At 61.4% G+C, this 26260-nt stretch carries 22 protein-coding genes; 15 read left to right on the forward strand and 7 right to left on the reverse strand.

Annotated features, from left to right (window positions below; genetic code table 11):
- The first annotated feature begins 101 nt into the window (after positions 1-101).
- The gene (locus VFB05_RS11160; RefSeq protein ID WP_325012147.1) at positions 102-1253 is read left to right on the forward strand and encodes an alpha/beta hydrolase; all 1152 of its coding nucleotides are present in this window, start codon (positions 102-104) and stop codon (positions 1251-1253) included.
- Between the two features lie 140 nt (positions 1254-1393).
- Here VFB05_RS11160 and greA read toward each other — a convergent pair whose 3' ends face one another.
- Positions 1394-1876 (reverse strand): transcription elongation factor GreA, encoded by a 483-nt coding sequence (gene greA / locus VFB05_RS11165; RefSeq protein WP_325012149.1) that lies wholly within the window; start codon positions 1874-1876, stop codon positions 1394-1396.
- Positions 1877-2170: 294 nt separating this feature from the next.
- Complete coding sequence (locus tag VFB05_RS11170; RefSeq protein WP_325012152.1) at positions 2171-3322, reverse strand: YaaC family protein; 1152 nt, start codon at positions 3320-3322, stop codon at positions 2171-2173.
- A gap of 158 nt (positions 3323-3480) precedes the next feature.
- Between VFB05_RS11170 and VFB05_RS11175 the strand changes: the two genes are divergently transcribed.
- Positions 3481-4599, forward strand: a complete 1119-nt coding sequence (locus tag VFB05_RS11175) for a hypothetical protein (protein WP_325012158.1) — start codon at positions 3481-3483, stop codon at positions 4597-4599.
- 165 nt (positions 4600-4764) lie between these two features.
- On the opposite strand, the gene VFB05_RS11180 is transcribed toward VFB05_RS11175, so the two are convergent.
- Entirely contained in the window at positions 4765-6228 is a 1464-nt protein-coding gene (locus tag VFB05_RS11180) for a hypothetical protein (RefSeq protein WP_325012160.1), read from the reverse strand.
- Positions 6229-6233: 5 nt separating this feature from the next.
- The gene (locus VFB05_RS11185) at positions 6234-8387 is read right to left on the reverse strand and encodes a helix-turn-helix transcriptional regulator (protein WP_325012227.1); all 2154 of its coding nucleotides are present in this window, start codon (positions 8385-8387) and stop codon (positions 6234-6236) included.
- A 283-nt stretch (positions 8388-8670) separates the two neighbouring features.
- On the opposite strand from VFB05_RS11185, the gene VFB05_RS11190 reads away from it, so the two are divergent.
- From VFB05_RS11190 to VFB05_RS11200, 3 genes are read left to right on the forward strand one after another with little or no spacing between them, the layout of a single operon-like run.
- Complete coding sequence (locus tag VFB05_RS11190; RefSeq protein ID WP_325012162.1) at positions 8671-9435, forward strand: hypothetical protein; 765 nt, start codon at positions 8671-8673, stop codon at positions 9433-9435.
- Between the two features lie 6 nt (positions 9436-9441).
- Positions 9442-10293: a hypothetical protein gene (locus VFB05_RS11195; RefSeq protein WP_325012165.1), complete on the forward strand. Its 852-nt coding sequence runs from the start codon at positions 9442-9444 to the stop codon at positions 10291-10293.
- On the forward strand, positions 10290-11198 hold the full coding sequence (locus VFB05_RS11200; protein ID WP_325012167.1) for a hypothetical protein: 909 nt from the start codon (positions 10290-10292) through the stop codon (positions 11196-11198). The genes VFB05_RS11195 and VFB05_RS11200 overlap by 4 nt, the downstream gene beginning before the upstream one ends.
- On the opposite strand, the gene VFB05_RS11205 is transcribed toward VFB05_RS11200, so the two are convergent.
- From VFB05_RS11205 to VFB05_RS11215, 3 genes are all read right to left on the reverse strand, one after another.
- Entirely contained in the window at positions 11195-11908 is a 714-nt protein-coding gene (locus tag VFB05_RS11205) for a Fis family transcriptional regulator (protein ID WP_325012168.1), read from the reverse strand. The two genes, VFB05_RS11200 and VFB05_RS11205, sit on opposite strands and share 4 nt — an antisense overlap.
- Entirely contained in the window at positions 11905-15009 is a 3105-nt protein-coding gene (locus tag VFB05_RS11210) for an N-6 DNA methylase (RefSeq protein WP_325012169.1), read from the reverse strand. Before VFB05_RS11210 ends, VFB05_RS11205 begins: the two co-directional genes overlap by 4 nt.
- Positions 15010-15966: 957 nt before the next feature.
- Positions 15967-17028, reverse strand: a complete 1062-nt coding sequence (locus VFB05_RS11215) for an alpha/beta hydrolase (RefSeq protein WP_325012171.1) — start codon at positions 17026-17028, stop codon at positions 15967-15969.
- Positions 17029-17306: 278 nt separating this feature from the next.
- Between VFB05_RS11215 and trbB the strand changes: the two genes are divergently transcribed.
- From trbB to VFB05_RS11265, 10 genes are read left to right on the forward strand one after another with little or no spacing between them, the layout of a single operon-like run.
- Complete coding sequence (gene trbB / locus VFB05_RS11220) at positions 17307-18296, forward strand: P-type conjugative transfer ATPase TrbB (RefSeq protein WP_325012173.1); 990 nt, start codon at positions 17307-17309, stop codon at positions 18294-18296.
- Positions 18293-18604 (forward strand): TrbC/VirB2 family protein, encoded by a 312-nt coding sequence (locus tag VFB05_RS11225; protein WP_325012175.1) that lies wholly within the window; start codon positions 18293-18295, stop codon positions 18602-18604. Before trbB ends, VFB05_RS11225 begins: the two co-directional genes overlap by 4 nt.
- Positions 18601-18873: a VirB3 family type IV secretion system protein gene (locus tag VFB05_RS11230; protein ID WP_325012177.1), complete on the forward strand. Its 273-nt coding sequence runs from the start codon at positions 18601-18603 to the stop codon at positions 18871-18873. The genes VFB05_RS11225 and VFB05_RS11230 overlap by 4 nt, the downstream gene beginning before the upstream one ends.
- Positions 18874-18881: 8 nt before the next feature.
- The gene (trbE, locus tag VFB05_RS11235; protein ID WP_325012179.1) at positions 18882-21317 is read left to right on the forward strand and encodes a conjugal transfer protein TrbE; all 2436 of its coding nucleotides are present in this window, start codon (positions 18882-18884) and stop codon (positions 21315-21317) included.
- The gene (gene trbJ, locus VFB05_RS11240; protein ID WP_325012181.1) at positions 21314-22039 is read left to right on the forward strand and encodes a P-type conjugative transfer protein TrbJ; all 726 of its coding nucleotides are present in this window, start codon (positions 21314-21316) and stop codon (positions 22037-22039) included. Before trbE ends, trbJ begins: the two co-directional genes overlap by 4 nt.
- Positions 22040-22050: 11 nt before the next feature.
- Positions 22051-22287 (forward strand): putative entry exclusion protein TrbK-alt, encoded by a 237-nt coding sequence (gene trbK-alt, locus VFB05_RS11245; protein WP_325012183.1) that lies wholly within the window; start codon positions 22051-22053, stop codon positions 22285-22287.
- Between the two features lie 3 nt (positions 22288-22290).
- Complete coding sequence (trbL, locus tag VFB05_RS11250) at positions 22291-23418, forward strand: P-type conjugative transfer protein TrbL (protein WP_325012185.1); 1128 nt, start codon at positions 22291-22293, stop codon at positions 23416-23418.
- Positions 23415-24101: a conjugal transfer protein TrbF gene (trbF, locus tag VFB05_RS11255; protein WP_325012186.1), complete on the forward strand. Its 687-nt coding sequence runs from the start codon at positions 23415-23417 to the stop codon at positions 24099-24101. The genes trbL and trbF overlap by 4 nt, the downstream gene beginning before the upstream one ends.
- Positions 24101-25084, forward strand: a complete 984-nt coding sequence (trbG, locus tag VFB05_RS11260; RefSeq protein WP_325012188.1) for a P-type conjugative transfer protein TrbG — start codon at positions 24101-24103, stop codon at positions 25082-25084. The genes trbF and trbG overlap by 1 nt, the downstream gene beginning before the upstream one ends.
- A complete protein-coding gene (locus tag VFB05_RS11265; protein WP_325012190.1) occupies positions 25078-26259 on the forward strand; it encodes a TrbI/VirB10 family protein in 1182 nt (393 codons plus the stop codon). Before trbG ends, VFB05_RS11265 begins: the two co-directional genes overlap by 7 nt.
- Position 26260: the final 1 nt, after the last annotated feature.

Below are 26260 nucleotides of genomic sequence, written 5' to 3' on the forward strand. Positions count from 1 at the left end.
GCAAAGACATAACCAATGTGTTAACCTCGAAAGCCAAGCCAAAAGGTGCTTAACGGCCCAGCGCGCGCTGATGCGCGTGATCAAAAACCGGGAAACGTCTCATGATCGCCAACACTCTTCTGCGCGGCCTCACCGCAGCGTCCATTTCTGTTTTCGCCTGCGACATCTCCTCCGCCGTGGAGAAGTATCCCCCGGTGCCGATGATCGATGCGGCGTCAAGCTTTGGCTACTTCTATGCGGGCGGTCACTATGTAGGTGACAGCGGAAAACAAGTGATGCAGGGCGCAATGTATGTGGAGGTCATGCAGCCGCGAAAGGTTTCGCAACCTTACCCGCTGGTGCTGATTCACGGCGCCGCGCAGACCGCCACGAACTGGCTCGGCACGCCCGATGGCCGCAAGGGATGGGCGCAGTATTTTCTGGAGCGCGGTTATGTCGTCTACATGGTCGACCAGCCCGCCCGCGGACGGTCGGCATGGCACCCAGGCATTGACGGACCGATCCGCAATTTCCCGGCGCCAACCCTGGAAAAACTGTTCACCGCGCCAAGCGAGTCGGGCTCCTGGCCGCAAGCCAAGAAGCACACGCAATGGCCGGGTGACGGCCCCGGCAATGGACACATGGGCGATCCCGTCTTCGACGCGTTCTATGCCACCCAGGTCGAGTTTCTCACCAGCAATGCCGAAACCCAGAAGCTCGTTCAGGATGCAGGCGCCGCCCTGCTCGATCGCATCGGTCCGGCGGTCCTCCTAACCCATAGTCAGTCCGGACCATTCGGCTGGTTGATCGCCGATGCGCGGCCGGACCTCGTCAAGGGGATCATCGCGATCGAGCCGAGTGGTCCTCCGTTCCAGGACATCATCATCAGCGACGGGAAGGCGCGCGCTTGGGGACCGACCGACATCAAACTGACCTACGATCCGCCCGTTGCCAGCCCGGAAGAGATCACTGTCGCCCAGCAGGAAAAGCCGGACGGCTCGGACTTATTTGCCTGCTGGCTACAAAAGGAACCGGCCCGCAAGCTGAAGAACCTTAGCCGCATTCCGATCCTGATCGTCGTTAGTGAAGCCTCCTATCACGCGGTCTACGACCACTGTACCGCCAAATATCTCTCACAAGCCGGCGCCATGGTCGATTTCATCCGGCTCGAGCAGGTTGGCATCAAGGGCAACGGACACATGATGATGCTCGAAAAGAACAACCTCGATGTCGCGCAGGTGCTGAGCAACTGGACTGCCAAGACGATCAAGTAATAGAGCGCTTCGTTCCAACTGGCTTAGGTTCAGGCCGCATGCACGTCGCCGCGCTGAGCGGCATGCGGCGGAGTACGGCCTTTGACGTTGTTTTCCAGGGCGAAAACAGCCAGGCGTTTTATTTACCCGGCGTAGAGGCGCTATTCGATAGTCGTAATTTGAATTTCCTGACTTCCGGATCCGACTACGTCACCCACCGCTTTGCCCATCAGGGACCTCGCTACCGGCGACACGTACGAGATCGATCCTGTCTTAGGATCGGCCTCATCCTCTCCCACAATGCGAAACTTCTGCATGCGCCCATCGTCTCGGCAAAACGTGACCGTACTTCCGAAGGCAACTGTGTCATTGGACGAAGGGGGTGGCACCACCTGTGCGGTTCGAACTCTTTCTGCAAAATATCGGACGTCGCGCAACGGAGTTGCCGATTGCCGGCGCCGTTCGTTAACGTCGTCGATCGGCTGCACCACCTCGTAGGCATCGCGCGCTGCCTGAAGCTGCGACTCCAAGGCTCTTAAGCCCCCTTCGGTAACAAGATTAGGATGAGGCGAGATTGGGCGATCGGGCAGTAGCGTTTCCGATGCTGTCTCTGCACTCTCTTCTTTGGTGAAGGCAACACTCAAACTTGAACCCTCGAAAATCGATACTCGCGCAGGTGTCTACGCGGACGGCGCCGCGGCAGGAACGAGTGCCGTGAACGGCGTGGTAACATCCCCGGGTAACATCCGGAAAAAACGCCAGAAATTTCAGGGCCAAACGTGGGTTTATGGTGCGCTCGGAGCGCCCACAACGATCCGACCCCACATTGATATTACGAGATTTTTTACCATCGGCTGGTGAGAATGTATCACAATTTGTATCGCGAACTGTATCCCAGAAATTCGAGCAAATAAGGCGACACTTGCCGACGGCCAGCGTTAGCGCGTCCGCTGATAATTCATCAAGCGCGCCGCCATATCCGGAAATCCACTCAGCACGTCGTCCAGAAATTTTTCGATAAGTGACAACGAGCGATCGTCAGCGGGACTCTGCGCTGTGACAGACCGTGAAATCGCATTCTGCCAAATTTGGGGCCGGTAGCGCACGAGTGAGCTCAATAGAAAGGTGCCAAGGAATTGTAGCGCATATTCGCTCAGGTTGACGTTGTTGATGGGCTGCATAGCGTATGTTTGCCCCGCGCGTGTGTAACCGCCGGATAGTGGTGGCAGTATTTTGATCGCGGGAACAATCGTTCGCTCAGCGCCCATCATAGCTCGGCCGGAGGCAAAACCATTGTTATTGGCCTGGATCAGATTATCTTCTGAAAGATCATCGAGCCCCCGCCTGTCAGCGTTGTCGAATACGATTATAGAATTTCCCCATGCATGTTGAGCTTCGGTGAAGCGCCATTGTTCAAGAAATGGATACTGTGAGCGCAACCTTTCAATGGAAGCAACTAAGCTTGCCCGATCGGTAAACAGATCAGGATCATCGATGCGCAACGTGCAGGAGCCTGTGTACGGCGTCCCGAAATCCAGAATGATCGGAAGCGTCTTACCGGAAGAACCGAATGTCTGCGCAAATTTCTCGGCGAGCCCCGGCGCACGCGCCAATATGTCCGTGATGGTAATTTGCAGACCACTCAAACCCGCCGCGGAGTCGAACGGCTTCTCGTGCCATTTCGGCATCCAGCTATCGAAATACCAAATCCGACCAAGCGGCGCGACCGTGTCGTTGAATTCCTGAAATGTGCCGTTGTTTTCAACGCGGAGCACCAATCCTTCTACGCCCGCGTCCAGCGACGTCATATCGGTCAGCCCATGCGCCCGAACAAGTGTCGACAAAGAACGGCCATTTCGAGCGACAATTACGGCCTGAGCAAATGCAACGACGCCATAGTAAATTTGTAGCGGTTTAATCTGGATCGGCGCGACCGACGCGGCCTCGAAAAACAGCCTGCCCTGTTGGATACATACGGCGATCTCCCGTGCGATATTGGAGCTCGGCGTGCGTCCCATAGAGTTGCCGAGCAACTCACGCACGTTGGTAGCGCTCTCCATAAATTTGATATCGTACCAATCATTTATCATTTGGCCTCTCAGTTCTTAGATAGCGCGCCTCTCGACCGCATTTCACGTCGATGCGGCCCCTGATGCATTTGTCTCGGGAGCCCGACAAACTCCTTACTTTCGCAATTGCCCGGGGCCACCCTGTTTTAGTTGTACAGCAACCGGACTGACGCTCTAGGATGCACCCCAGCCAATGGGGGAAGGCGATGAGAAGTGCACTTTATTATCCGCATACGCGCATCCGGAACGCAGGCCTGATCAAGACGGCGCTCCTTCTGTGGGACCGGCTGGAATATATCGTGCCTTGGGATCATTTCCGTCCGGATTATCGAGAGCGCGACATCGCCGAAGCGATGGAGCTTATCGGTACGGCGCACTGCCCCGGCCCTGACGAAAAGCGAGAGGCGCATCTGCGGCTCGAGGAATTTGTAAAGCGGCGGTTACCGGGGCAATTTTACCTGAACCGTGGCCTCCGGAGGCTGCATAGTTGGGGCCCGGAAGAGCCCTATGAAATGTATCCCGAAAAGCTGCTCCCGGAATCATGGAAGATCCTGCACACGGCGCGGCTGGCGGGCAAGGTTCCCGATAATTCCGACTATCCCTTGACGGAATATGCCGGGCTCACGGTGATGTCGATCCTGGCCGACTGCTGTGCGGGAACGACGCGGAGCCGTGTCACCGACCGTGGCGACGCCTATGCAACAGTCGCCGGGCTCCTTGGCAACCATCCCGGCATGCCTGAAGTCAAGAAAGCGGACGCTTACGCCCAGCTCGTGCCGGTCGGCCTGAACGTTATCGATGCGTCGAAGGTTGATTTGAAAGCACTGATCCGGCTGAGAACCCGCGAAGAAAAGGAATCCAGTTCACTTCGCGCTTTGCGCCATCGTTATCTAGAGAGCCTTGAGACCTACCTCGTTCGCCTTGCAAATACCAAGACGACGAAGGCGGACGCAAAGGAGATCCAGCGGCAATTTGCCGATGATATGAAACGCGATCTGAAAGACCTTAGGACCGAACTCGGCTTTGCACGAAGGGATGTGGTCGCATCCAACGAAATCATCGCAACCGTGGTCGCCGGCGTGGGAACGGCGGCGACGTGGCTTGCGGGCGCTCCGTTGCCGCTTGAGGGCGTCACAACGCTTGGCGGGGCTTCCGTGGCCGTTGGCGGCCTCATCCGAGTGCGGAACAAGTATCTCAAGGAGCGGGAAGCCATCCTGAAAAAGCATCCGATGGCGTACCTCTTTGAAGCCCGCTCCGGGCTAAGGCGGCGCTCACTGTTCAAACGTGCTTTGGGATAGGCCGCTTTCGAAACCGAAGCCGCCGATGGGGAGCCGCTTTATAAGGATACCCCTCGCGGTGCGGGTGCTGCAAGAGCACCGTTCGGATGCGACGTCCTCCATGGTGGGCCTTAACCTGCTCGCGACGTTGAACGATGATGGGATCGTCAATATCCATGACGTCAGTTACCGCTCGTACTTGCGCCGATAGGCATCGGCTTTTGCATCCGTCACCACGCATGACCCCTTACACAGCCCGCAGAGATCGCCGTTAAAGCCTGTGGTGCCTTTGCCGCCACAGCGCGGACATTCAACCTCATCGATCTTGTCAGGATCATAGGCTTCAAACCGGGCCTGTTTGACGACGCAGGAGCCGCCGCAAAGCTTGCAAATATCGTTGACCAGGCCCGTGGTGCCTCGGCCATTGCAATGCGGGCAATCGACCTCGTCGATCTCGGCCGGATCATACGCGTCGTGCCTCGCCTGGCTGACCACGCACGAGCCGTGGCAGTAGGCGCAGAGATCGTTGACCAGCCCAGTCGTGCCGTTTCCGTTGCAGTGGGGACAGTCCATCTCGTCGATGTCATCGGCTTCGTAGGCCTCGGCTTTGGCGTGCGACACCATGCATGAGCCCCGGCAATAAGCGCAAAGATCGGACACCAGGCCAGTGGTACCGCGCCCATGGCAGCGCGGGCACTCGATTTCATCAATATCGTCGGGGTCGTAAGCATCGGCTTTGGCCGTGCTCACGAAGCACGAGCCCCGGCAATAGCGGCAGAAGTCGCCAACGAGGCCAGTCAGTCCCCGACCCGCGCAATGAGGACAATCAACCTCATCAAGGTCAACCAGCACATCCTCAACTTGCGCGACTAGCTTTTTAGCCTTATCGCGGACCGCCTTCTCGTTCTGCTTGCCTGGCACTGCGGCGGAAATTGCCGCCAGCTTCGGTGCGATCTTGACAAACGCCCTCTCTGGCTTGGTCATCAGCTTGTCCGTCTTCGCCTCTGCTTCGGCGGCCTTAGTCAGTTCCGGCACGGCCGCCATAAGGCTGGTCAATTCCGCAAGATGAATGGTCTTGAGATTGTCAGTTTCGGCCGAGGCGATGCTCCGTTCCAGAGTGCGGACAAACTGGATCAAGCAAATAAGCGATTTGGTTGCGAACGCCTCGTATTTCATGACACGGCGGCGCGCGTTCTGCTTCAAGAGCTTTGCGGCCTTGATCTCCTCAGCGGTGACGTTCGATTTGACCTTGTAACCGAGGTCATACTTGGTGTGATGGTTGGGGCAGAGATAGATGAGGTTGCCGGGCGCGTTATTCAACGTACCCGCCACTGCCTCGATGTGCGCGATCTCGCCATTGTCCATGTGCCCGCAGATCGCGCAACCATGATGTGACTCTTCCTTGATGTCGTCGCGGATTGCCTTCGGAATCGACGGCCGCGTGCCTTTCGCTGGCAGCGGCCACGGCTCGTTCAGATAACTCCGGTAGGCCTCCAGTTCGGCTTCGTCGTAGGTCTTACCTGCCTCCGAATTCACGAATTTAAGCTTACGAGTCTCACCGGTTTTCGGGCAGGTCTTGGACAGGTATGCGACCGTCTCGACCTTTAGGCCAAGAAAAAGAGCGGCCTCAATTTGCGACAGGTAAGCCATCGGCTTTAGCCCTCCGGCAGCAAAGCCCGGACCTCCGCCACGGCTTCGCTCCACTTTTGCGCCACCAATTCCATGACGCGCGCATCAGCCTCGCTGTGGCGTTCGTCCTCGAACCACTGCTGATTGCGCTTGTTGACGCGGTCCTTATATCCCCGGCCCGCGATGGCACTGCAGGCGCGCCAGAATTCGAGATCCTCGCGCAGATCGTCGGCGTAGATGCTTTCGCCGACCAGTTGCGCGTTACGAATGATTTCATCAAAGCCCGCTTCAAGTGTGCGAACGGCCTGCCGGGCAAGATTGTGGGCGTCGGTGAGTTCGTCATCGCTGAGAACGCTCGTGGCGATCGTCTTGAAACCGTCGAGCTTTTCTTCGACCACGTGCGTGGCGATGCGGCGCGCGCCGTGGCTGAGCTGATGCGCATAGTCGAGGTTCGGCCAGCCGCCTCGTCGACTGATGGTCGCGTAGACCGTCTTCCAGTGCGCCGCCCGCGTCGTCGACAGAAGACTGTCGTGCACACGCCGGGATGCCGACCGCGGCAGATCAGTGTTGTCTTTTAGCCAGATCGCGAGACGCCGGGCGGCGGTTCGCAGCGTCTCTTCCGCTTGCTCCTTCTCATAATTGACGAGCAAGTCCCTGGCGCCGGCGATGATCTCGCGCAACGCCGCGCGGTGGGTTTCGCGGATGGCATCGATGCGTTCGGCAATGAAGGCGCGAAGGGTCGCGGGATCATCGGACGCGGAATTGAAGAACGCGATCGGCAGATGGTCGAGGCCAAGCGGATGAAGCTTGAGCCGCACCTCGTCCCCCTTCAGATCGTAGCCCTCCTGTTCGGTTTGCGCTAGCTCGCCCTCGAATTTCACTGAAAGGGCCTCACCCACCCGGGGTAGGGCGAGGATCGCAGCCTGTGTGCCAAGGGTGCGAACGCCTGCCTCCTTGGCGCGCGTCAGCAATTGTCGAATTTCCGTCGATGGCGCCTGGGCGAAAAGCGTGCACAGCATGACAAGCGTATGCGCATCGTCGAAATGCTGCTCAAGATCAGCGCGCGCGGCAAGATCGTCGATGCCACGCGAATCCACAAGCGTGACCGTTACCGTGTCGTCGCCGAGGATGGCCGTCGGCACGACGACTTCAATGCGCTTGGGCACCGTGAATTCCGGGTGGCGACCATTGTTGATCTTCTCGAAGTTCTCCTGCAGCCAGGCAAGCGGCGGCTTGCCGCTGCTGGCGTCGTGCCAGAGGTCACGGCGATCACGCTTGTGAAGCTCCATGCGCGCGAGAATTTCGACGGACAGCGCCTTGGCATCCGCCACGCTCGCGGCAAGGTCGCGCGCCTCGTCGCTCGCTGGAATGACCGTGCCGTCAGATTTTCGCTCGGAGCGGCGCCGCCGCAAACTGGTCATGCTGCGCAAGGCACGATCAATCTCGCGCGAGATGCCGGGTGAGCCCGAGCCCGCCTCCTCCTCTTCGTTGTCGCCGGCTTTGGCAGGATTCAACAGCGAGTTGGCAAAATCCGTCACATGGTGGCGGATTTCGTCTTCGCTGCACGGCTCGATGATCAACCCGTAGCCAGGGCCCTTGCGGATGTGCACATCACAGATGGTAATGCCGCCCGTACCGGTCTCAAGCACGGCCGTAGGCATACCCTTCGCGCTTGGCAGCTCCAGTTGCTCAATGCGGCAAATGCCGGTGGATTTGCCAACACCAATCGTTCCCATGAAGGCGACGCGGAAGCGCTTGTCGAGCACGCGCTGCGCGGCCGTAGACATCTCCTCCTCATAGCGGACGAGCCGGCGCTCGAAGAGCTGCTTGACATCAGGTTGCTCGGCGAGCGCATGGATTTCCTGAGCGACCTCCTCAGCCTCCCACAAGAGATCGGCGTCCGCATCGCCGAGTGTTGGTTCGGGCAACCGATGCCACTGCCGCGCCAGAATCTCCTTGAGCCGCGCGGCTTCAGGCGTCCCGATACCTTCAAGGATGATGTCGAGTTCATCATCGGCGAGCGGGCGCTCTCCAGCCTCGACGCGCGACAACACCGCCGCGCTCCATTGGACGTTTTTGGCGAGTTCGTTTTGTTTCAGGCCCGCTTGCTCGCGCAACCCGGCAAGGTGCTTCCCAACGGCAGCAGCATCGCGGCTCATATCCGCCTCCTTCTCGATCATAGCGTATTGCACAACGTTTCTCAGAAATCAAGAAACGTTTCGTAAACGTTTCTCTTGACGGCGAAATGCTCACTAAACGACTGATATACTGGATATAATGTTGCTGGCGACAACAGCGGTGGGGAATGAGCGAGACCGGCTGAACCTTTACGAATGCGGGAGGTTCTGGCCGCCGTGAAACCACGCGCGGCAGAGTATTACCGACCGGCGGAAAACCGCTCGGGGGTGACAGGCGCGGAATAGGTCTATTGTCGCTGCTCACGATACGCGCAGGTGGGGATATATGGCGCAGACGGCAGATAGTGACTCAGGGTCGTTTGAGGACATCAAACGCATTGATCCGGCGGCGTTGCTTTACGGTGTCCAGAAGATGTTCGGCGAAAAGGCCCGGGCCAAAACCAAAGAGGCTTATGGACCGTTGATCGGCGTTCACCTTCTTGTGGCCAGGGTGTTGGCAGCCTGCTTGCTACGCACCAACGCCATAGTGACATCTGCGACCGCTACCTCGGAGCAACGCAACGCGCTCTTCGCCGCGTTCGTAATCGGATTGACTGCGTGCGAAAGTGCGATCGAAGAGGCCCGCTACCTCCAGGCGCATGCGCTGTTACGGCAAGAACTGGAAATTCTCGCGCAACTCGGGGCGGTCCGGGATGGACGCCGCAGGCCGAACAGCTCCCCAAATGTCATGGCCCTGGAGGAATCGCTACGGCGATTGTACGGCGATCTGTCCGCGGCGGCGCATGTGTCTAGGCACGACATCATTGAGAGCGTCACATTGTGGAACGGTCCAACAGATGATCTGCCCGGCCCGACCCACATGACGCGCTACTTCCCTGAAGCCGATGAGGGACTCGCGCGCAGATCCTTTGCGCTCCATCTCTATATGATGATCCGACTGATCGAGGAATTAAACTTGGATCTTGAAGAGCGGCACCCCGATCATGTTGTCACGGAGGACGAGCGTGCGGCGCTCAATCGCGCCGTTATGCTGATGGTCGAGGAGAGATTGTTCGAATGGGATATCGAAAAGTCGGAAGGAAGGGATTAGCCGGCCATGCTTATGTTCGATCACCAATGGCGGTTCGACAGTCCTGGCCCCATCGCCCCCGGCGTCATCGGCGAGTTTCTCGACCTGATCAACCGCATTAGTGGGCAGGGCCCGCGAAAATCGATCCTCGAGCACTTCAAATCCGCCTTCTCTGGAGCGGCGGGCCTCCCATACCATTCAAGCAGCGACGTGAGCTGGGCAGCAAGTGATCTTGAGCGGTCAATGGATGAGGCTGCGGCGAACGCACCGCTTTTCATCGATGCCTTCTACACCGCGTGTGAACAACTGAGACAGCGAAACCATGACATGGCGCTTCCGGACGCCGCGCGCATCAACCGCATTCTCACCGAACACAATGCCGGCTATCAACTCGATCCTCCAAATCTGGTGGCGACGCGAACGCACATTCCGATTTCGGTGCCCGAGCAGGCTCCCTCACTTGACGCCCAGGCTCACGAACTGATCGAGGCCGCTCTTGACGCCTCCGAACGAGCGCTCGCTGAGGGCAAGGGCCGGCAGGCTGTCCAGGACGTGCTGTGGCTTCTTGAAACAGTATCGACTGCATTTCGAAGCGCCGAGATCCTCGATGGATCGATTCAGGGTCGATACTTCAACAAGATTATTGCAGAATTGAAGTCACACGGCCGCAGCAACCATCAAGATCACATCCTGCAATGGATGATGACGCTCCACGGCTATCTATCTTCACCGACTGGGGGCGGCGTTCGTCATGGCGTCGATCTGCGTGACGGTATCGCCCTGCAGATCAATGAGGCTCGACTGTATTGCAATCTCGCCCGCAGCTACCTCACCTTTCTGATCGGCGAGCATGAAAGACTGAGCGGACGGTCTTCGTGACGATGTACATGACCAAGACTTGGGGCTTCGGCGTGCCCTGCGGTCCCCTCCAATTCAGCCTGGCGGGATTTCGAGATCGCGCGCGGGGCCTGCTCCAGCCCCGGGATCTCGTGGCCATCGTCGGCACATTCGGCGAGAACACACCGGAAGACGAACGCGGCAAGATTCTCGGCCTCATGGAGCCTTCCACGGTCATCGTCAGTTCGCTGGATTATTTTGACGTCGAAACGGTGCGCGCGGTAGATCGCGACGAACAGGGGAACTACCGCTGGCCGTTTGGCCTTGAACTCCGCGCGGCTTGGCGATTTACCGAACCGAGAACCGCGCTGGCGGACATTTCCTCGCGGCAATTCCACATGGATTCGGCGCAAGGCATCGTCCCGTTGTTCTCTGACGAAACGGATGCCATTTTCCGTTTGCCCCGCGAGCCCGTAGCGCTCCTCAGTCCGTTTCGCGCCCGCGTTCGGGTCGATGGCATCGAAGCAGCGCGGCGGAAGGTAGCACCTCCGCCATCTACCATGCGCAGAGGCGTAATGCACGTGCGCCGGGCGCCAGCCTTCACCTACGCCATGAGACTTGAAGGGGCAATGGAGCCCGCGTTCAAGATCGGTTGGGCTTTTGACTGGAAACAACGGGAGCAGCAATTCAACCAGTCGGCCATGCCCATCATCGGGGGCTTGCGATACCGCACGGTCTATCATGAGATCTGGGATACGGCATTCGACGCCTTTCGCATGGAGCAAGCCCTCCTGCGCCACTTCCATGTGGCACGCCACCCTCAAAATCACGAAATTATATCACCTGTCGGGGATAGCGACCTGCTGACCGCCTGGATTCAATGTCTCCAGGCGATCCAGCAAGCCCGTCGCATCCCAACGCCTCGCGATCGAGCGCGGTCGATCTAATTCCGGGATTTTGCCGTTTTCTTCGTGTTCCCGGGATACCCGAAAGCCAAAAAGAAGTGAGCTACGCGGATCGTGCCATGGCTCGGTGCCAGATCGGCATCGCGCTCGTGCTCCGTGTCGAAATCCGCGGCAGGAAACAATGTCGATGGCCGCTCATAGGGGCCCCCCGCGGCAGTCCGCCTGATCTTTAACTCGGCAGCAAGGCTCAGATCGGTGAGTGCGTCGCGCAACGGCGGGACGACCTCGTTTTCTGGATCGATCAAGATGCCGACCATGGCCGCGACGGCTTGTCGACGGCTATAGATACCGGTGACGAAGCGCCCCAATCCGTTCTCTCGAAGGTAATGGGTCCGATGACTCTTCTGACGGCCGACTTTCTTGAATTCAAACACGAGTTCGATGCGGCGCGTGTCGTCATTCCACCCGTAGACAATGTCCGTGCGGCGTTCCTGGGTAAGTTTTGCGGTCTCCATGTCGATATCGTGGAGAACACCCTCAGCAGCCCACATGCCAAGCAGACCGCGCTCCCGCGCGGTAACATTCTCGACATAAGCCTTCAACGCCTTGGTGAGCGCGGGTTCTTTCATGCCCGGATGAAAATGGGCTCTCGGTCTTTCGGCGAGGATTCGCCAGCTTTCTCGCAGCGCGTCGACGGCTTCTGTCGCTGGGCGAATCGGGAAAGCGGCAAGCCAATCGTCTCCGGGTATCACGCGACCTCCGGGCGGATTCTGGGCGACTCCCGGCTTTGAACAGATCGGACGATATGTTCGGCATCACGAAGCGCTTGGCGCACCGTCCAACTGCGTCGAGCCAGTGGCCGAACCAGATAGAGGGCACCGTCAATCCAGACATGGGCGTCCGGAATAAGTTGGAGTGCATCGCCCGTCGGAATCGCTGACAGCCCTGCACCGCGGAGTCGCGTAAGCGTGGCAAGAACGAGATCATCGTTAAGCTCAGCGCTGGCGACTGCTGATGCGGTCACTTCACTGGTGTAGCTCACGCGCACGATTCCTGACGGTCCTTCGCGAACTGGATCGCTGGCTACGACGGCGACATGAAACCGACCTCCGCCACCTGTCCGTTCACGCCAGTTGGTCAATGATGCGGCCAGCGCGTCGCTGTAGGTCTGGAAATCCTTCAAGCCCGCGGTGGCCTGAGCCGGCGTATCTAGGCTTTTGAAGCTTCGCGGCCGTATCGAGGGCATCAGGATGTCGACGGTTTCCCGAACGAGCGCCTGTTCACTCTCGACCAAGCCGAAATACTTAAATACGGCCTTGTCGAGCGCGTCTTGTATTTCGGCGTAGCGGCGGCGTTGATCGAGCTCCGGCAGATCGGTGAGCTCTTGCATATAGCCGGCAATCTTCGCGAGTGCAGCCTTAGCCGCCTTCGGGTCAGGTGCAGCCTCAATATCGAAAAAGGGGAACGTCTCGACGTCAGCCAAGTGAACGCCGTTGCGCTCGCAGAGCATCTTCCAGCCGCGCATCATGAGAAAGTAACGAGCAAGCTTGGATCGCAGAAAGATCGCGGCAAACTGCAGGAGCGCCGCATCTGACGAAGGCCCGGAAATGACGCCGATGCTGTGGGTGAAGCTGGCGGGGCCGTTATAAAAGACGGCCCGCACGGTATGCTCCTGCTTCGAAAAGCCGTCTGGGAAGAGCACACGAGGACCATCGAAAACAGCCATTACCTCATCGTTGAGACCGACGACCGTGGTCTGCTTGCTCGGCCAAGGCCTTAAGAGATCGGTATGGAGAACAGGCGAGCCTGCGCTCAATGCGGGTACCGGGATGAATCGCATTTTGCGAAGCCGGCTGGCGCTGACGGCATCCCGGCTCTTGTCGTTGAGATGAATGCCTTTGCGGTTTACCCACTTTCGGAACTCACGTGGCCCCTTCCAGAAATCGCTGAACGTCCCGCATGCGGTCAGGCGGGTCCACAGCGCCATGTCGTTGGCGTCGCCCCACATCAGCGTGACGAGCAATTGCGGATCTTGGGCAACCGATCGGGTTTGCAAAACGTGCCGATCGGCAGACCGCATGGTCAGGCGTCCGAAGGCGAGACTCATGTCGGCCTTCGGCACGCAGTAATCGAAGGTTTCGCCGAACGGGATGGACGTCCTTGCCACTTTGCCGCGCTGTATTCCTAGAAATACATGGCAGGTGTTTTCAGCGGTCGGGAACAACAACCCTTGAAGATCACCAAAGTTGATGAGGCGGACGGGCCGATACGACTGAAGCAGATGGCAAACAAACGAGGCGCTCGACTGGCCCAAAAATTGGCCGATCGGCAGGATGAGGCAAACGCGCCCCTGCTCAGCTAGGAAATCGCGCGCCTTCAGCGCATATGCGCCGGCGATTTGACGCCGGACAAACGGAGCGCCGGCGCGTTCTGCCCAGGTGTCTGCTGACGTGACGTCTTCACCCTCGGGCTCCGCCCAGGGAGGATTGGAAATGATGAGAGAGAAGCGCTTGTCGGCGAAGCCGTGCTTGGGGCCAAAGAAGTCTGCCGTTGGGCCATGCCGAAGGTTGCTACCATCCAGCGACGGCAGCTTCACGCCTTCGCGTTCCTGCGCCTCCATGATATCGGCCGGATCGAGGCCTTCCAACAACGACAGATAAAGGCTGAATGCCGTAACGCGGCAGGCCATCAGGTTGATGTCGGCGCCGAATATGCGGCTGGTCAGAAGATCCCGACGTTCCTTGAAGCTGAGCTGTCGGCCGTCGCGCGCTTCCGATAGCGCGATGAGACGCCGATAGGCCGTTGTGAGTAGAATTCCGGAGCCACACGCACCGTCGAAGATCGTCTCCGACAGAGGATCGGCAGAAGTGACGAACGCTTGATCCACCGCCAACATGGCGAGATGACGCGGTGTGTAGTAGGCGCCTTCTTTCGCCTTTTGATCTGCAGACAGAAACGACTCGTAGAGACCAGAGAGCAATTCAACCGGGATGTAGCTGAAATCGTAGTTCCAGAAATCACCCTGCCCTGTGGTCATGTCGGTGCGGAGCAAGAACTGATCAAGCAGTTCAAACCCTTCCACGTTCAGTGCCGCCCACGGGTCATGCCGGTCGCCGCCGAGAAAGTCCCCGTTAAAATCCTGACGAAGCGAGTCGATGAGCGCGCGAACGCCATTGCGGTTGCTTTGACTGACTAGTGCATGAAGTTGCTCGACATTGCGCCTTTGACGATAGGTTGCTCCGACGATATCGCGATGTTCCAGATATGAAATGAAGAGCACCTGCCCCATCAACAACTCGGCGTGCCGGCGCCGCAGTTCCGGACCGGTTGCCGCACGAAATCCAGCCTTGGAAAGCTTGACGACGGCGGTCGACAGATTGGCCAGGAGCTTGCGGTCAACGCGGGCTTTAATGTCGAACCAGTTCGGCGCACGACGGGACAGGTTGGCCGATGCAACATCGAACGCGGAAAAGGGGCCGTCGGGACGAGCCTCACCGAGTGTCAGCCTCTGCTCTGCATTGTGAAGCTTCCGCGCAGGGCGTGCGACAGCGTTGTCGCCTTTGACCTCGATCACCACCGTGGCCAGGTTCTGATTCCAGATTCGCTTGCGGATCTCGTCCAGAGCAGCACCGGAGAGTGGTTCGTCCGCATCTCCGACGAAAACAACGGTCGGAACCCCCTCAACGTCGAAAACGGCTTGGGCCCGGATCGCCCCGTCGGGCTTCAGAAGCGACTTGATCTCCAAGGCATAGGGGTGAATTTCAGGGACTTCGTCCCCGCGCCGGTGCAGCACGGCGGGCTCGGCGGCGTAGCCGAGTCTTTCAAGCCAGTTCTGCAGCCCGGTAACGGTCACGCTTGCTCCTTTCGACGCATTTCAAGTGAGAACATAACAGGAACAAAGCTTTTAGTGAAGGGCCCCGAGGGCCGGCCATCCGGATGCCGTTGCGAATCGACGCAGCTCATGCCGAGCGTCTCCGCTTAGCGCCTGTCACCGAATCGGTCGGAAGCCGCCGCCGCGACTTCTTTGTCGTCTGGCTCGCAACCGCGTGGAGAGGAAAAAGATCGAATTGACCGAGCGCGGCAGCCGGACCCGGCAAGGCAAAGCCCGCCGATAACACCTCGAGATGAGCATTTAACCGAAGGAGTAGGACGTCGTCTGCTGGCGGCTGACCGTCAACAGTGTCCAGAAGCATCCATCGATTCTTGCCCACGAGCGCTACGCTCCGTCCCCAGAGGGCAATGAATGACTTTGCTCTCAGCTCCCGGCGGAGTCCATCGAATAGGCCTTTGTGAGCCTGAAGCTCAATGTGAAACTGTTCGCGAAGGGTTACGGCAAGCCTGAGAATGAGGATGGTTTGCCAAGTATATTTGGCTGGGGAGCCCTTTCGTCTGGGCCTTACGTCCGCCGGGATCAGGGCGCGCCGACTCGTCCACTCCCGAAGTCTCTCGGTCGAAAGACCAGTGAGCTGGCAAGCAAGCGGCGTGGCGGCGTAGCGCAATGTCGTCTCCCTTCCAGGTCGGGTAGCTTACCCGATCTCTGTTTAGGAAACGGCTATCAGAGCCAACCTCTTGGGTAAAGAACGAGCGGCGGACTGCGGAGCCGTCTGGCCGTCATTCGGCCCCTTCGCCTTACTGATCTGGCCGACTATCTCGACGCGCGCACAGCCGGCCCGGCGCAAGTTATGGACGGTGAACGGCTCAAGCGGGAACCTGGGCCTTGGCGCACCGCTGAAGGTAGCACGGGACATACACGCGTCTCTGGGGTTATGGATAACTGAGCGTACACCGAGCATGAGGGCCAGTCAGGCGCTCATGGTGGAAGCTCGCTGGGGGAAATGTCCGCGGGACGATTGGCCTGGTGCAAAGCGATGACGTTGCCATCGCTCCGCTGGTGGTTGATGTGGATCGGCGCGTTGATTTCAGGTTTGTGTTCGAGGCTGAGGCGCTGGCTGGCGATTTTCGCTGTCGTGTAAGAACGGCGCCAGATTCTGCGTTCAACGGCCCCCAGGAAGGTTTCGAGGTGAGCATTGAAGGCCGCAGGCTCCTCGAGATTGATGGTGTGGCCGGTGTTCGGCGATATCCAGAGGCCGGCATTTGGCAGCGTCGCCTTCAGCATCAGGTTGGTCTCGATACAGGCCGCATCCTCGTCGCCAACGACAAGCAGGACCGGGGTGGTCATGGTGGCGAACTGATCACGCAGATCGTGCAAGGATGGTCGTAGGGCCTGGCAACGGATGACTGTGTTTGACAGTCCCTGCCCTGACTGATGGCGAAGCTGCCTGGTAAATTCCTGCCAGCGCTTCGGATCCTTGTATTTGAGTTGGATACGAGCCGCGCTGGTTGCGATTTTTTCGGCGATCGTGGCCGGACCGCGCTCGGCGAACGCGCGCGCCAAGATCGACGTCTCTCTCAACCAGGCGTGACGGCCGGAGGGCGATGAACCCGATCCTGCGGCCGCGGCGACAATCGCGCTGACGCGTTGGGGATAGCGCAGCCCAAACTGCAAAGCAGCATAGGCTCCCATGCTCAGTCCGACAACGTGGCTGCGATCGATGCCAAGCCCGTTCATGACGGCAGCGATGTCATCGACCGAGCGCTCCCAGCCGTAGGCTGTCGGATCCTCGGGAACGTCGCTCGGCGGATAGCCACGGGCGTTGTACGCGACGCAGCGATAGGCGCGCGAGAAGTAGCGAACCTGGTCTTCCCATTGCCGGAGATCGGATCCCAACTCATGCACGAAAATGATTGGATACCCGTCGCCGTGTTCTTCAACATGCAGCCTCGCGCCTGCGGCCTCGATGTATGGCATTGTCGTTTCTCTGTCCCCACGAAGTGATTTCAGGAAAAGAACAGGCAAACGATCAGGACGCAACGGCTCGCGCGTCGGGCTCGCGCAATCGCGCAGGATCGCGCATAATTACTGGCGCCCCGGCAGCTATACTGCTCACTCCGCGTCTTCTGTGCGGATGCGATTCAAAGCTCGCGTCGTACCTCAAGCGGTGCAGACCAACTCGGCAACTTCGCCGATCGCAAGTTTATCTGCGCGGTCCTTCGCCCGCATCAAGTCCCTTGTTGCGGCGCGCGTGATCATGCCTTTTCTATTCGTCCCCGAGGTTCGGTGCATTTGCTCGAACGACTTGGGGGACGAGGATGGCCGGGACTGAGCGCAACAACGAGACGGTGTCACGCGGCGCACGCATGCTGCGCACGGCGCTCGGCCCGGCCATCGCGTCCTTCCTTCAGGACGGCTCCATCGTCGAGGTCATGCTCAATCCGGACGGCCGGCTCTGGATCGATCGTCTGAAGGGTGGGCTCGAGGATACGGGCGAGCGGCTGTCGCCCGCCGATGGCGAGCGCATCGTCCGACTGGTTGCGCACCATGTCGGTGCCGAAGTGCATCCAGCCGCGCCGCGCGTATCGGCCGAGTTGCCGGAAACCGGTGAACGCTTCGAAGGATTAATCCCGCCGGTTGTCGCCGCGCCGACCTTCGCCATCCGGAAGCCCGCTGTCGCCGTGTTCACACTCGATGATTACGTCGCCTCGGGCATTATGCAGCGCGGCCAGGCCGATGTACTGCGTCTTGCTGTCGAAAGGCGCCGCAACGTGCTGGTCGCGGGCGGCACGTCGAGCGGCAAAACCACCCTGGTCAATGCCCTGCTCGCCGAGGTCGCAAAAACGTCCGACCGCGTGGTCCTGATCGAGGACACCCGCGAGCTGCAATGCGCCGCGCCGAACCTGGTCGCGCTCCGAACCAAAGACGGCGTGGCCTCGCTGTCGGACCTGGTGCGCTCGTCCTTGCGGCTGCGGCCGGACCGGATTCCGGTCGGCGAGGTGCGTGGCGCCGAAGCGCTCGAGCTTCTGAAAGCTTGGGGGACGGGCCACCCCGGGGGCGTGGGCACCATCCACGCCGGCTCCGCTCTCGGCGCATTGCGCCGCCTCGAACAACTGATTCAGGAAGCGGTCATCACGGTGCCGCGTGCGCTAATCGCCGAGACCATCAATGTCGTCGTCGTGCTCGTCGGCCGCGGCTCTGAGCGACGCGTGGCCGAGCTTGCCGCCGTGCGCGAGCTCGCACCCAACGGCGACTACGTGCTCGATTCTACGACTCCCGAAACCTCTTCAGCAGGTGACCCTTCATGATCAGACGCGTTTTCAGATTGCCGACCGCAGTCATAGCGGCCCTCGCCTCGGCTCCAGCTTACGCCGCCGGCTCCAACATGCCCTGGGAGCAGCCGCTGCAGCAGATCCTCGATTCCGTGCAGGGGCCGGTGTCCAAGATCATCGCGGTGATCATCATCATCACCACCGGCCTGTCGCTCGCCTTTGGCGACACGTCGGGCGGCTTCCGGCGCCTGATCCAGATCGTGTTCGGGCTGTCGATCGCGTTCGCGGCGAGCTCGTTCTTCCTGAGCTTCTTCTCCTTCGGCGGCGGCGCGGTGGTCGGATGAGCGAGGCCTCAGACAACATTGCCGGCTTCCATGCGCCGGTGCATCGGTCGCTGAGCGACCCGATCCTGCTCGGCGGCGCGCCGCGCACGGTTGCCATCGCCAACGGCACGCTCGCGGCGGCGATCGCGCTGGGCCTGCGGCTCTGGATCCCCGGGCTTCTGTTGTGGGCCGCCGGCCATGCCGCGGCCGTATGGGCCACCAAGCGCGACGCCCAGTTCGTCGACGTGGTGCGCCGGCACCTGCGCTACCCGACCCATCTCGGATCATGAGGCAAGCGATGATGAACCTCGCTGAATATCGCAAGCGCCCTGCTCTGCTGGCTGACTATCTGCCATGGGCCGCGCTGGTCGCCAAAGGCGTCGTGCTCAACAAGGATGGCAGCTTCCAGCGCACGGCTCGATTCAGAGGTCCTGACCTCGATTCCGCTACGCCGGCCGAGCTGATCGGCACCACGGCGCGGCTCAACAATGCGCTTCGACGATTGGGCTCAGGCTGGGCAATCTTCGTCGAGGCGCAGCGCGATGCCGCCAACCGCTATCCCGAGAGCCGGTTTCCGGACGCGGTTTCCGCATTGGTCGACGCCGAACGCAAAGCGCAATTCGAGGAGGAAGGCGCGCATTTCGAGAGCGCGTATTATCTGACGCTGTGCTGGCTGCCGCCAGCGGAAGACGCCGCTCGCGCGGAAGCCTGGCTCTATGAGGGGCGTGCCAAGGGCGGCGTCGACGGCCGCGAGGTGTTGCGCGGCTTCATCGACCGCACCTCGCGGGTGCTGCAACTCGTCGAGGGTTTTGTGCCCGATGCCGCCTGGCTCGATGACACCGAGACGCTGACTTACTTGCATTCCTGCATCTCGACCAAACGCCATCGCGTGCGCGTGCCGGAAGTGCCAATGCACCTCGATGCGCTCCTGGTCGACGAGCCGCTGGCCGGCGGGCTCGAGCCGCGGCTGGCCAGCCAGCATCTGCGCACGCTTTCGGTGATCGGATTTCCGACCGCGACGTTTCCCGGCGTGCTCGACGAGCTCAACCAGCTCGCCTTTCCTTACCGGTGGGCGACGCGGGCGATCATGCTCGACAAAACCGACGCTACCAGGCTGCTGACGAAGATCCGGCGGCAATGGTTCGCCAAGCGCAAGTCAGTGGCGTCGATCCTCAAGGAGGTCATGACCAATGAAGCCACGACACTCCTGGACACCGATGCGGCTAACAAGGCGCTCGATGCCGACGCCGCCCTGCAGGAACTCGGCAGCGACACGATCGGCGAGGCCTATGTCACAGCGACGCTCACGGTCTGGGACGCCGATCCGCGCACCGCCGACGAGAAGCTGCGGCTCGTGGAAAAGGTCATCCAGGGCCGCGACTTCACCTGCATCGTCGAAACCGTCAACGCGATCGAGGCCTGGCTCGGCTCCCTGCCCGGCCAGACTTACGCGAATGTCCGGCAGCCGCCGATCTCGACGCTCAATCTCGCCCACATGATTCCGCTGTCCGCGGTGTGGGCGGGGCCGGAACGGGACGAGCACCTCGGTGCACCCCCCTTGTTTGTCGCCAAGACCGAGGGCTCGACCCCGTTCCGGTTCTCGCTTCATGTCGGCGACGTCGGCCACACGTTGATCATCGGGCCGACCGGTGCCGGCAAGTCGGTGCTGCTGGCGCTGATGGCGCTGCAGTTCCGCCGCTATGCAGGGTCTCAGGTGTTCGCCTTTGATTTCGGCGGCAGCATCCGCGCCGCGGCCATCGCCATGGGTGGAGATTGGCATGATCTCGGCGGCGCGCTGTCCGACGACAATTCGAACGCCGTCGCCTTGCAGCCGCTCGCTGCGATCGATGAAGCAGCGGAGCGCGCCTGGGCCGCGGAATGGGTGGCGGCGATCCTGACCCGTGAGGGCCTCACCGTCACACCGGAAGCCAAGGAGCATTTGTGGACAGCGCTGACCTCCCTTGCCTCGGCCCCATCCGGCGAACGCACGCTGACGGGACTCGCCGTATTGCTGCAATCGAGCACGCTGAAGCAGGCGTTGCGCCCCTATTGCCTCGGCGGTCCGTTCGGCCGGCTGCTTGACGCCGAAGCCGAGCGGTTAGGCCAGGCCCGCGTGCGGGCGTTCGAGACCGAAGGCCTGATCGGCAGCAGCGCGGCGCCGGCGGTGCTGTCCTATCTGTTCCACCGCATCGAAGGGCGGCTCTCCGGCGCGCCGACGCTGCTCATCATCGACGAGGGCTGGCTGGCCTTGGACGATACCGGCTTTGCCGAGCAGTTGCGGGAGTGGTTGAAAACCTTGCGCAAGAAGAACGCCTCGGTGGTGTTCGCGACCCAATCGCTCGCCGATGTCGCCGGCAGCGCGATCGCGGCCGCGCTGATCGAGAGCTGCCCGACGCGGCTGTTCTTGCCGAACGAGCGCGCGATCGAGCCGCAGATCATGGCGGTCTATCGCCAGTTCGGCCTCAACGACCGCCAGATCGAGATCATCAGCCGCGCCACACCGAAGCGAGATTATTACTGCCAGTCGCGGCGCGGCAACCGCCTGTTCGAGCTCGGCCTTGGCGAGGCTGCGCTCGCCTTCACTGCCGCCTCCTCCAAATCCGACCAGGCTGCCATAGCCGATCTCCTCGCCGCTTACGGCCGCGATGGCTTCGCCGCGGCGTGGCTCGCCCGCAAGGACATCGCCTGGGCCGCCGAGCTTCTTCCCACCCTCGCGCCGGAGCTTTCCCTATGACTCGTATCCGCTCGATCGTGGCGATCCTGTCGATCGCCCTTCTCCTGACAATGGGCTCAAGCACGGCCCAGATCCAGGTCTTCGACCCCTCGAATTACGCGCAGAACCTGCAGACCGCAGCCAACACGTTAAAGCAGATCAACAACCAGTTGACCGCTTTGCAGAACCAGACCCAGATGCTGCTCAACCAGGCGAAACATCTGGTGAGCCTGCCGACTTCCCTGGTCAGCGCCATCGACCAGACCTTCACCCAGACGCAGAACATCCTGCGCAATGTCGACCGCATCGCCTACGACGTGCAGGCGATCGGCCAAGCGTTCTCCAGCTACCAGCACTTCAATGCATCACAGAGCGATCAACAGCTCATCGCGCTTGCGCAAGGGCGCTGGCAGACCTCGCTCAGCGCCTTTCAGCACTCCCTCAATGTCGGGGCCACCACGGTCGGCAATCTCTCCGCGACGCAGACGCAGACCGGCACGCTGGTCGGCGCCAGCCAGTCGGCCGTCGGGCAATTGCAGGCGACACAGGCCGGCAACCAGTTGCTTGGGGTGCAGTCGCGACAATTGTCGGACCTGACGGCGCTGGTCGCGGCGCAGGCCCGGGCGGAAGCGCTGGAGCTGGCGCGCAAGGCCGCTGCCGAGGACCAGGCGCGCGAGCAGACCAGCCGCTTCCTCAACAACGGCCAGACCTATCAGCCGCAGACCGCGCAGATGTTTCATTGAGGGTGGCGAGCATGCGTCAGTGTGCTGCGATTTCAAGTCTGTTGCTCGCCGCTGCGCTGAGCGGCTGCACCATTCCGCTTTCGAGCTGGAGCAGCCGTCCCACGGTCTCGCCCGACGACGGCACGGCGCTCGATGCGCGGCTGACCCGCTGCGCCGCGCTCGGCTCCAACGCGTCCACTGATGTCGATTGCCAGAACGCCTGGGCGGAGGCGCGCCGCCGGATCCTGCCTGTGCCACCGGAGAAGTGAGCCATGAACAATACCGGCGTCATCGACCAGTTTCTGAATGTCTTCACGCAATATATTGATTCTGGCTTCGGTTTAGTCGGCGGCGACGTCCGGTGGCTGAGCACGACGCTGATCGCGATCGACATGACGCTCGCCGGTCTGTTCTGGGCGATGGCTGGCGAGGAGGACATCCTCGCGCGGCTGATCAAGAAGACGCTCTATGTGGGTTTCTTCGCCTTCGTGATCGGCAACTTCAACAGCCTGTGCAAAATCGTCTATCAGAGTTTTTCCGGGCTCGGGCTGGAGGCGGCCGGCTCCACACTGTCGGCGCAGACGCTCCTGCAGCCGGGCAAGCTGGCACAGGTCGGCATCGATGCGGGAAAGCCGATCCTGGCCGCCGCCTCCAGCCTGACGGGCTATGTTTCGATCGTCACGAACGCCATCCCGATCTTCGTGCTGCTGGTTGCCTGGGTGGTGGTGGTTCTCTCGTTCTTCGTGCTGGCGATCCAGCTCTTCATCGTCCTGCTGGAATTCAAATTGACCACGCTGGCGGGCTTCGTGCTGATCCCGTTCGCGCTGTTCAACAAGACCGCGTTCCTGGCTGAGAAGGTGCTCGGCAACGTCGTCGCCTCCGGCGTGAAGATCCTCGTTCTCGCCGTCATCGTCGGGATCGGCTCGACGCTTTTCAGCCAGTTCACGCAAGGGTTCGGCAGCAACCAGCCGACGATCGAGGATGCGCTCTCGATCATGCTCGGCGCGCTGTCGCTATTCGGTCTCGGCGTCTTCGGCCCGGGAATCGCGACCGGGCTTGTCTCCGGCGCACCGCAGCTAGGCGCCGGCGCCGCCGTCGGCACGGCGCTCACTGCCGGCGGGCTCGGGGCTGCGGCGGCGCTTGGCGCGGGTGCTGCCATCGGTGCAGCGGGCTCGGGCCTCGGGGCCGCGGCGCGAGGCGCATCGCGGCTTTCTGGTTCTGCCGCGGCGCCCGCCACGGCGGCGGCTTCGAATTCGACGTCGCCATCAGGTCCCCCTGCCTGGGCGCAGCGGCTGCAGCGCGGCGCGCGCCACGCCGGTCGGGCTGCGCTCCAAGTCGTCCGCTCCGAAGGCCACGGCGGCGCGAATTCCGTGTCCCTCGATCAGGAGGATCGCCGATGAATCCGTTCCGCCGGCCGAGCGTCCGCTACGGTAGGACGCCCGCCCCCGAGACGCCGTACCAGAAGGCTGCGCAGGTCTGGGACGAACGCATCGGATCAGCGCGGGTGCAGGCGCGCAACTGGCGGCTGATCGCCTTCGGCAATCTCACCCTCGCTGCGGGATTGGCCGGAGCCCTAGTGTGGCAGGCGACGCGCGGCACGATCGTGCCGTGGGTGGTGCAGGTCGACAAGCTCGGCGAAGCGCAAGTCGTGGCGCCGGCGAACGCCGCTTATCGGCCTACGGACGCGCAGATCGCCTGGTATCTGGCGCAATTCATCGAGCAGGTGCGCTCGGTCGGGGTCGATCCCATTATCCTGCGGCAGAACTGGCTCAAGGCCTATGACTTCGTCACCGACCGCGGCGCGCTGGCGCTGAACGATTATGCCCGGACCAACGATCCGTTCGCGAAGATCGGCAAGGCCCAGGTCGCGGTCGACGTGTCCAGCGTAATCCGCGCCTCGCCGGATTCGTTCCGGATCGCCTGGGTAGAACGCCGCTACGAGAACGATGCACTCGCGGCGACCGAGCGGTGGACCGCGATCGTCACCATCGCCATCGAGACCCCGCACGACGCCGACCGGCTGCGCAAGAATCCGCTCGGGGTGTTCGTCCATGCCATCAACTGGTCGAAGGAGCTCGGCTGATGCGGCTACCACGCGTTGTTCTCTGTGCCCTATTCCTCTCCGGCTGTACCGCCAACGCGTGGAAGCCGCCGCAGATCAGCTACGATGAGCTTGAGCCGGCCGTCTTGGAGGCCGACCCGCCAAAGCCGGTCGAGGTGGTGGAGATCCCGAAGCCGCTGCCCCTTCCCGGCCAGCTCAAGCCGATGCCCGGTAAAATAACCGCCGCGCCGGAAGCGAAGGATCCTAGGGAGCGCGTCGCGAAGGCGAACGATGCCGCGCGGGTGCAGCCGACGCGGCATGGCTACCTCAATGCGGTGCAGGTCTACCCCTTTGCCGACGGCGCCCTCTATCAGGTCTATGCGGCGCCGGGCGAGGTCACGGACATCGCCTTGCAGCAAGGCGAGCAGCTTGTCGGCTCGGGTCCGGTCGCTGCCGGCGACACCGTGCGCTGGGTGATCGGCGACACCGAGAGCGGCGCCGGCGCGTCCAAACGCATCCATATCCTGGCCAAGCCGACGCGGCCCGATCTCGTCACCAACCTCGTCATCAACACCGACCGACGCACTTATCTACTGGAGCTGCGCTCGACCGAGAAGACCTATATGGCCTCGGTGTCTTGGCAATATCCGCAGGACCAACTCATCGCGCTGCGGCGACAGGCTGAGGCCGCCGAGGCGGCGACGCCGATCGACAGCGGCATCGACATCGGCAAGTTGCGTTTCCGCTATGCGATCGAAGGCGACAATCCGCCATGGCGGCCGACGCAGGTCTTCGATGACGGCTCAAAGGTCTATATCGAGTTCGCGCATGGCATCGCGCAAGGTGAGATGCCGCCCTTGTTCGTGATCGGCAGCGATGGCGGCACCGAGCTCGTCAATTATCGCGCGCGGCAGAACTACTACATCGTCGATCGCCTGTTCGCAGCGGCCGAGTTGCGTCTCGGCGGCGACAACCAGCAGAAGGTCCGGATCGTGCGCAGCGACGGGTGGAAGAAGCCGTGGTAACCGAACCCCATGTCACGCGAGAGGATCAGCTCGCGGCTGAGCTACGGCTGCGGCCCGAACGGCCGCCAGTGACCCGGTTGTCGCGCCGGGTGCTCGCGACGCTCGGCGCCGTGGCCACGGCCTTAATCCTTGGCGCGCTTGTATTCGCGCTGCAATCGCCCGGCCGCCGCCAGGAGAGCACCGAACTTTACTCGACCGACCACAAAACTACGGCCGACGAGCTCGAGAAACTTCCAAAGGACTATGCCGGCCTGCCGCAGCCGGTGGCGCCGCGGCCGATCCCCCAGCTCGGCCCTCCCCTTCCCGGGGACCTCGGCCGCCCCATCCTCAATGCGCAAGGCGGCGCCCCGTCAGCCGACGAGCAACGCGTCGCGCAGGAGGATGAGGCCGCGCGGGTGAGCCGGGTGTTCGCGACCACGAATGTACGGCAGGAAACGGTGCCAATCGCGCCGACTCCAGCGGCGAGCGGTGTGCCGGGACTGGCGCAAGCGGCCGACAATAAGCCGCCGATCGACCCGGGATCGCTGCAGAACATGCAGGACCGGAAACTCGCGTTCCTGAATGCCGAGACCGACAAGCGCACGGTGAGCGAGGGGCGGCTGGCGCGGCCAGCATCTCGCTATGTCGTGCAGGCCGGATCGGTCATCCCGGCGGCGCTGATCACCGGAATCCGCTCGGACCTGCCCGGCGAAATCACGGCGCAGGTCACCGAGAACGTCTATGACAGCCCCAGCGGAAAATTCCTGCTGATCCCCCAGGGGGCGCGTCTGGTCGGCCAGTACGACGGCCAGATTTCGTTCGGACAGTCGCGCGTTTTGCTCGTCTGGAACAGGATCATCATGCCGAATGGCACATCGATCGTGCTGGAGCATCAGCCGGGCGCCGACAGCGCGGGTTATGCGGGGCTCGAGGACGAGGTCGACTATCATTGGGGCAATCTTGTCAAAGCGGCGGCGATCTCGACCCTGCTCGGCATCGGCAGCGAACTCGTGCTCAACAGCAATAACGCCGTGGTCCAGGCGTTACGCACCGGTGCCGAAAACACCGTCAACCAGACAGGGCAGACATTGGTGAGCCGGCAGCTTAACGTGCAGCCGACCTTGACCATCCGGCCGGGCTTTCCTGTGCGTGTGGTGGTCAACCGCGACCTGATCTTTGTGCACCACAAGGGCTGAC

The organism is Bradyrhizobium sp. (assembly GCF_035652035.1).
GTDB lineage: Bacteria > Pseudomonadota > Alphaproteobacteria > Rhizobiales > Xanthobacteraceae > Bradyrhizobium.

Coding starts and splice junctions, on each gene's coding strand:
- trbJ (WP_325012181.1), top strand. CDS start 21,314: ATGACTCGTATCCGCTCGATCGTGGCGATCCTGTCGATCGCCCTTCTC.
- VFB05_RS11160 (WP_325012147.1), top strand. CDS start 102: ATGATCGCCAACACTCTTCTGCGCGGCCTCACCGCAGCGTCCATTTCT.
- VFB05_RS11190 (WP_325012162.1), top strand. CDS start 8,671: ATGGCGCAGACGGCAGATAGTGACTCAGGGTCGTTTGAGGACATCAAA.
- trbK-alt (WP_325012183.1), top strand. CDS start 22,051: ATGCGTCAGTGTGCTGCGATTTCAAGTCTGTTGCTCGCCGCTGCGCTG.
- trbE (WP_325012179.1), top strand. CDS start 18,882: ATGATGAACCTCGCTGAATATCGCAAGCGCCCTGCTCTGCTGGCTGAC.
- trbF (WP_325012186.1), top strand. CDS start 23,415: ATGAATCCGTTCCGCCGGCCGAGCGTCCGCTACGGTAGGACGCCCGCC.
- VFB05_RS11225 (WP_325012175.1), top strand. CDS start 18,293: ATGATCAGACGCGTTTTCAGATTGCCGACCGCAGTCATAGCGGCCCTC.
- trbB (WP_325012173.1), top strand. CDS start 17,307: ATGGCCGGGACTGAGCGCAACAACGAGACGGTGTCACGCGGCGCACGC.
- VFB05_RS11175 (WP_325012158.1), top strand. CDS start 3,481: ATGCACCCCAGCCAATGGGGGAAGGCGATGAGAAGTGCACTTTATTAT.
- VFB05_RS11230 (WP_325012177.1), top strand. CDS start 18,601: ATGAGCGAGGCCTCAGACAACATTGCCGGCTTCCATGCGCCGGTGCAT.
- VFB05_RS11170 (WP_325012152.1), bottom strand. CDS start 3,322: ATGATAAATGATTGGTACGATATCAAATTTATGGAGAGCGCTACCAAC.
- VFB05_RS11180 (WP_325012160.1), bottom strand. CDS start 6,228: ATGGCTTACCTGTCGCAAATTGAGGCCGCTCTTTTTCTTGGCCTAAAG.
- VFB05_RS11195 (WP_325012165.1), top strand. CDS start 9,442: ATGCTTATGTTCGATCACCAATGGCGGTTCGACAGTCCTGGCCCCATC.
- trbG (WP_325012188.1), top strand. CDS start 24,101: ATGCGGCTACCACGCGTTGTTCTCTGTGCCCTATTCCTCTCCGGCTGT.
- trbL (WP_325012185.1), top strand. CDS start 22,291: ATGAACAATACCGGCGTCATCGACCAGTTTCTGAATGTCTTCACGCAA.
- VFB05_RS11185 (WP_325012227.1), bottom strand. CDS start 8,387: ATGATCGAGAAGGAGGCGGATATGAGCCGCGATGCTGCTGCCGTTGGG.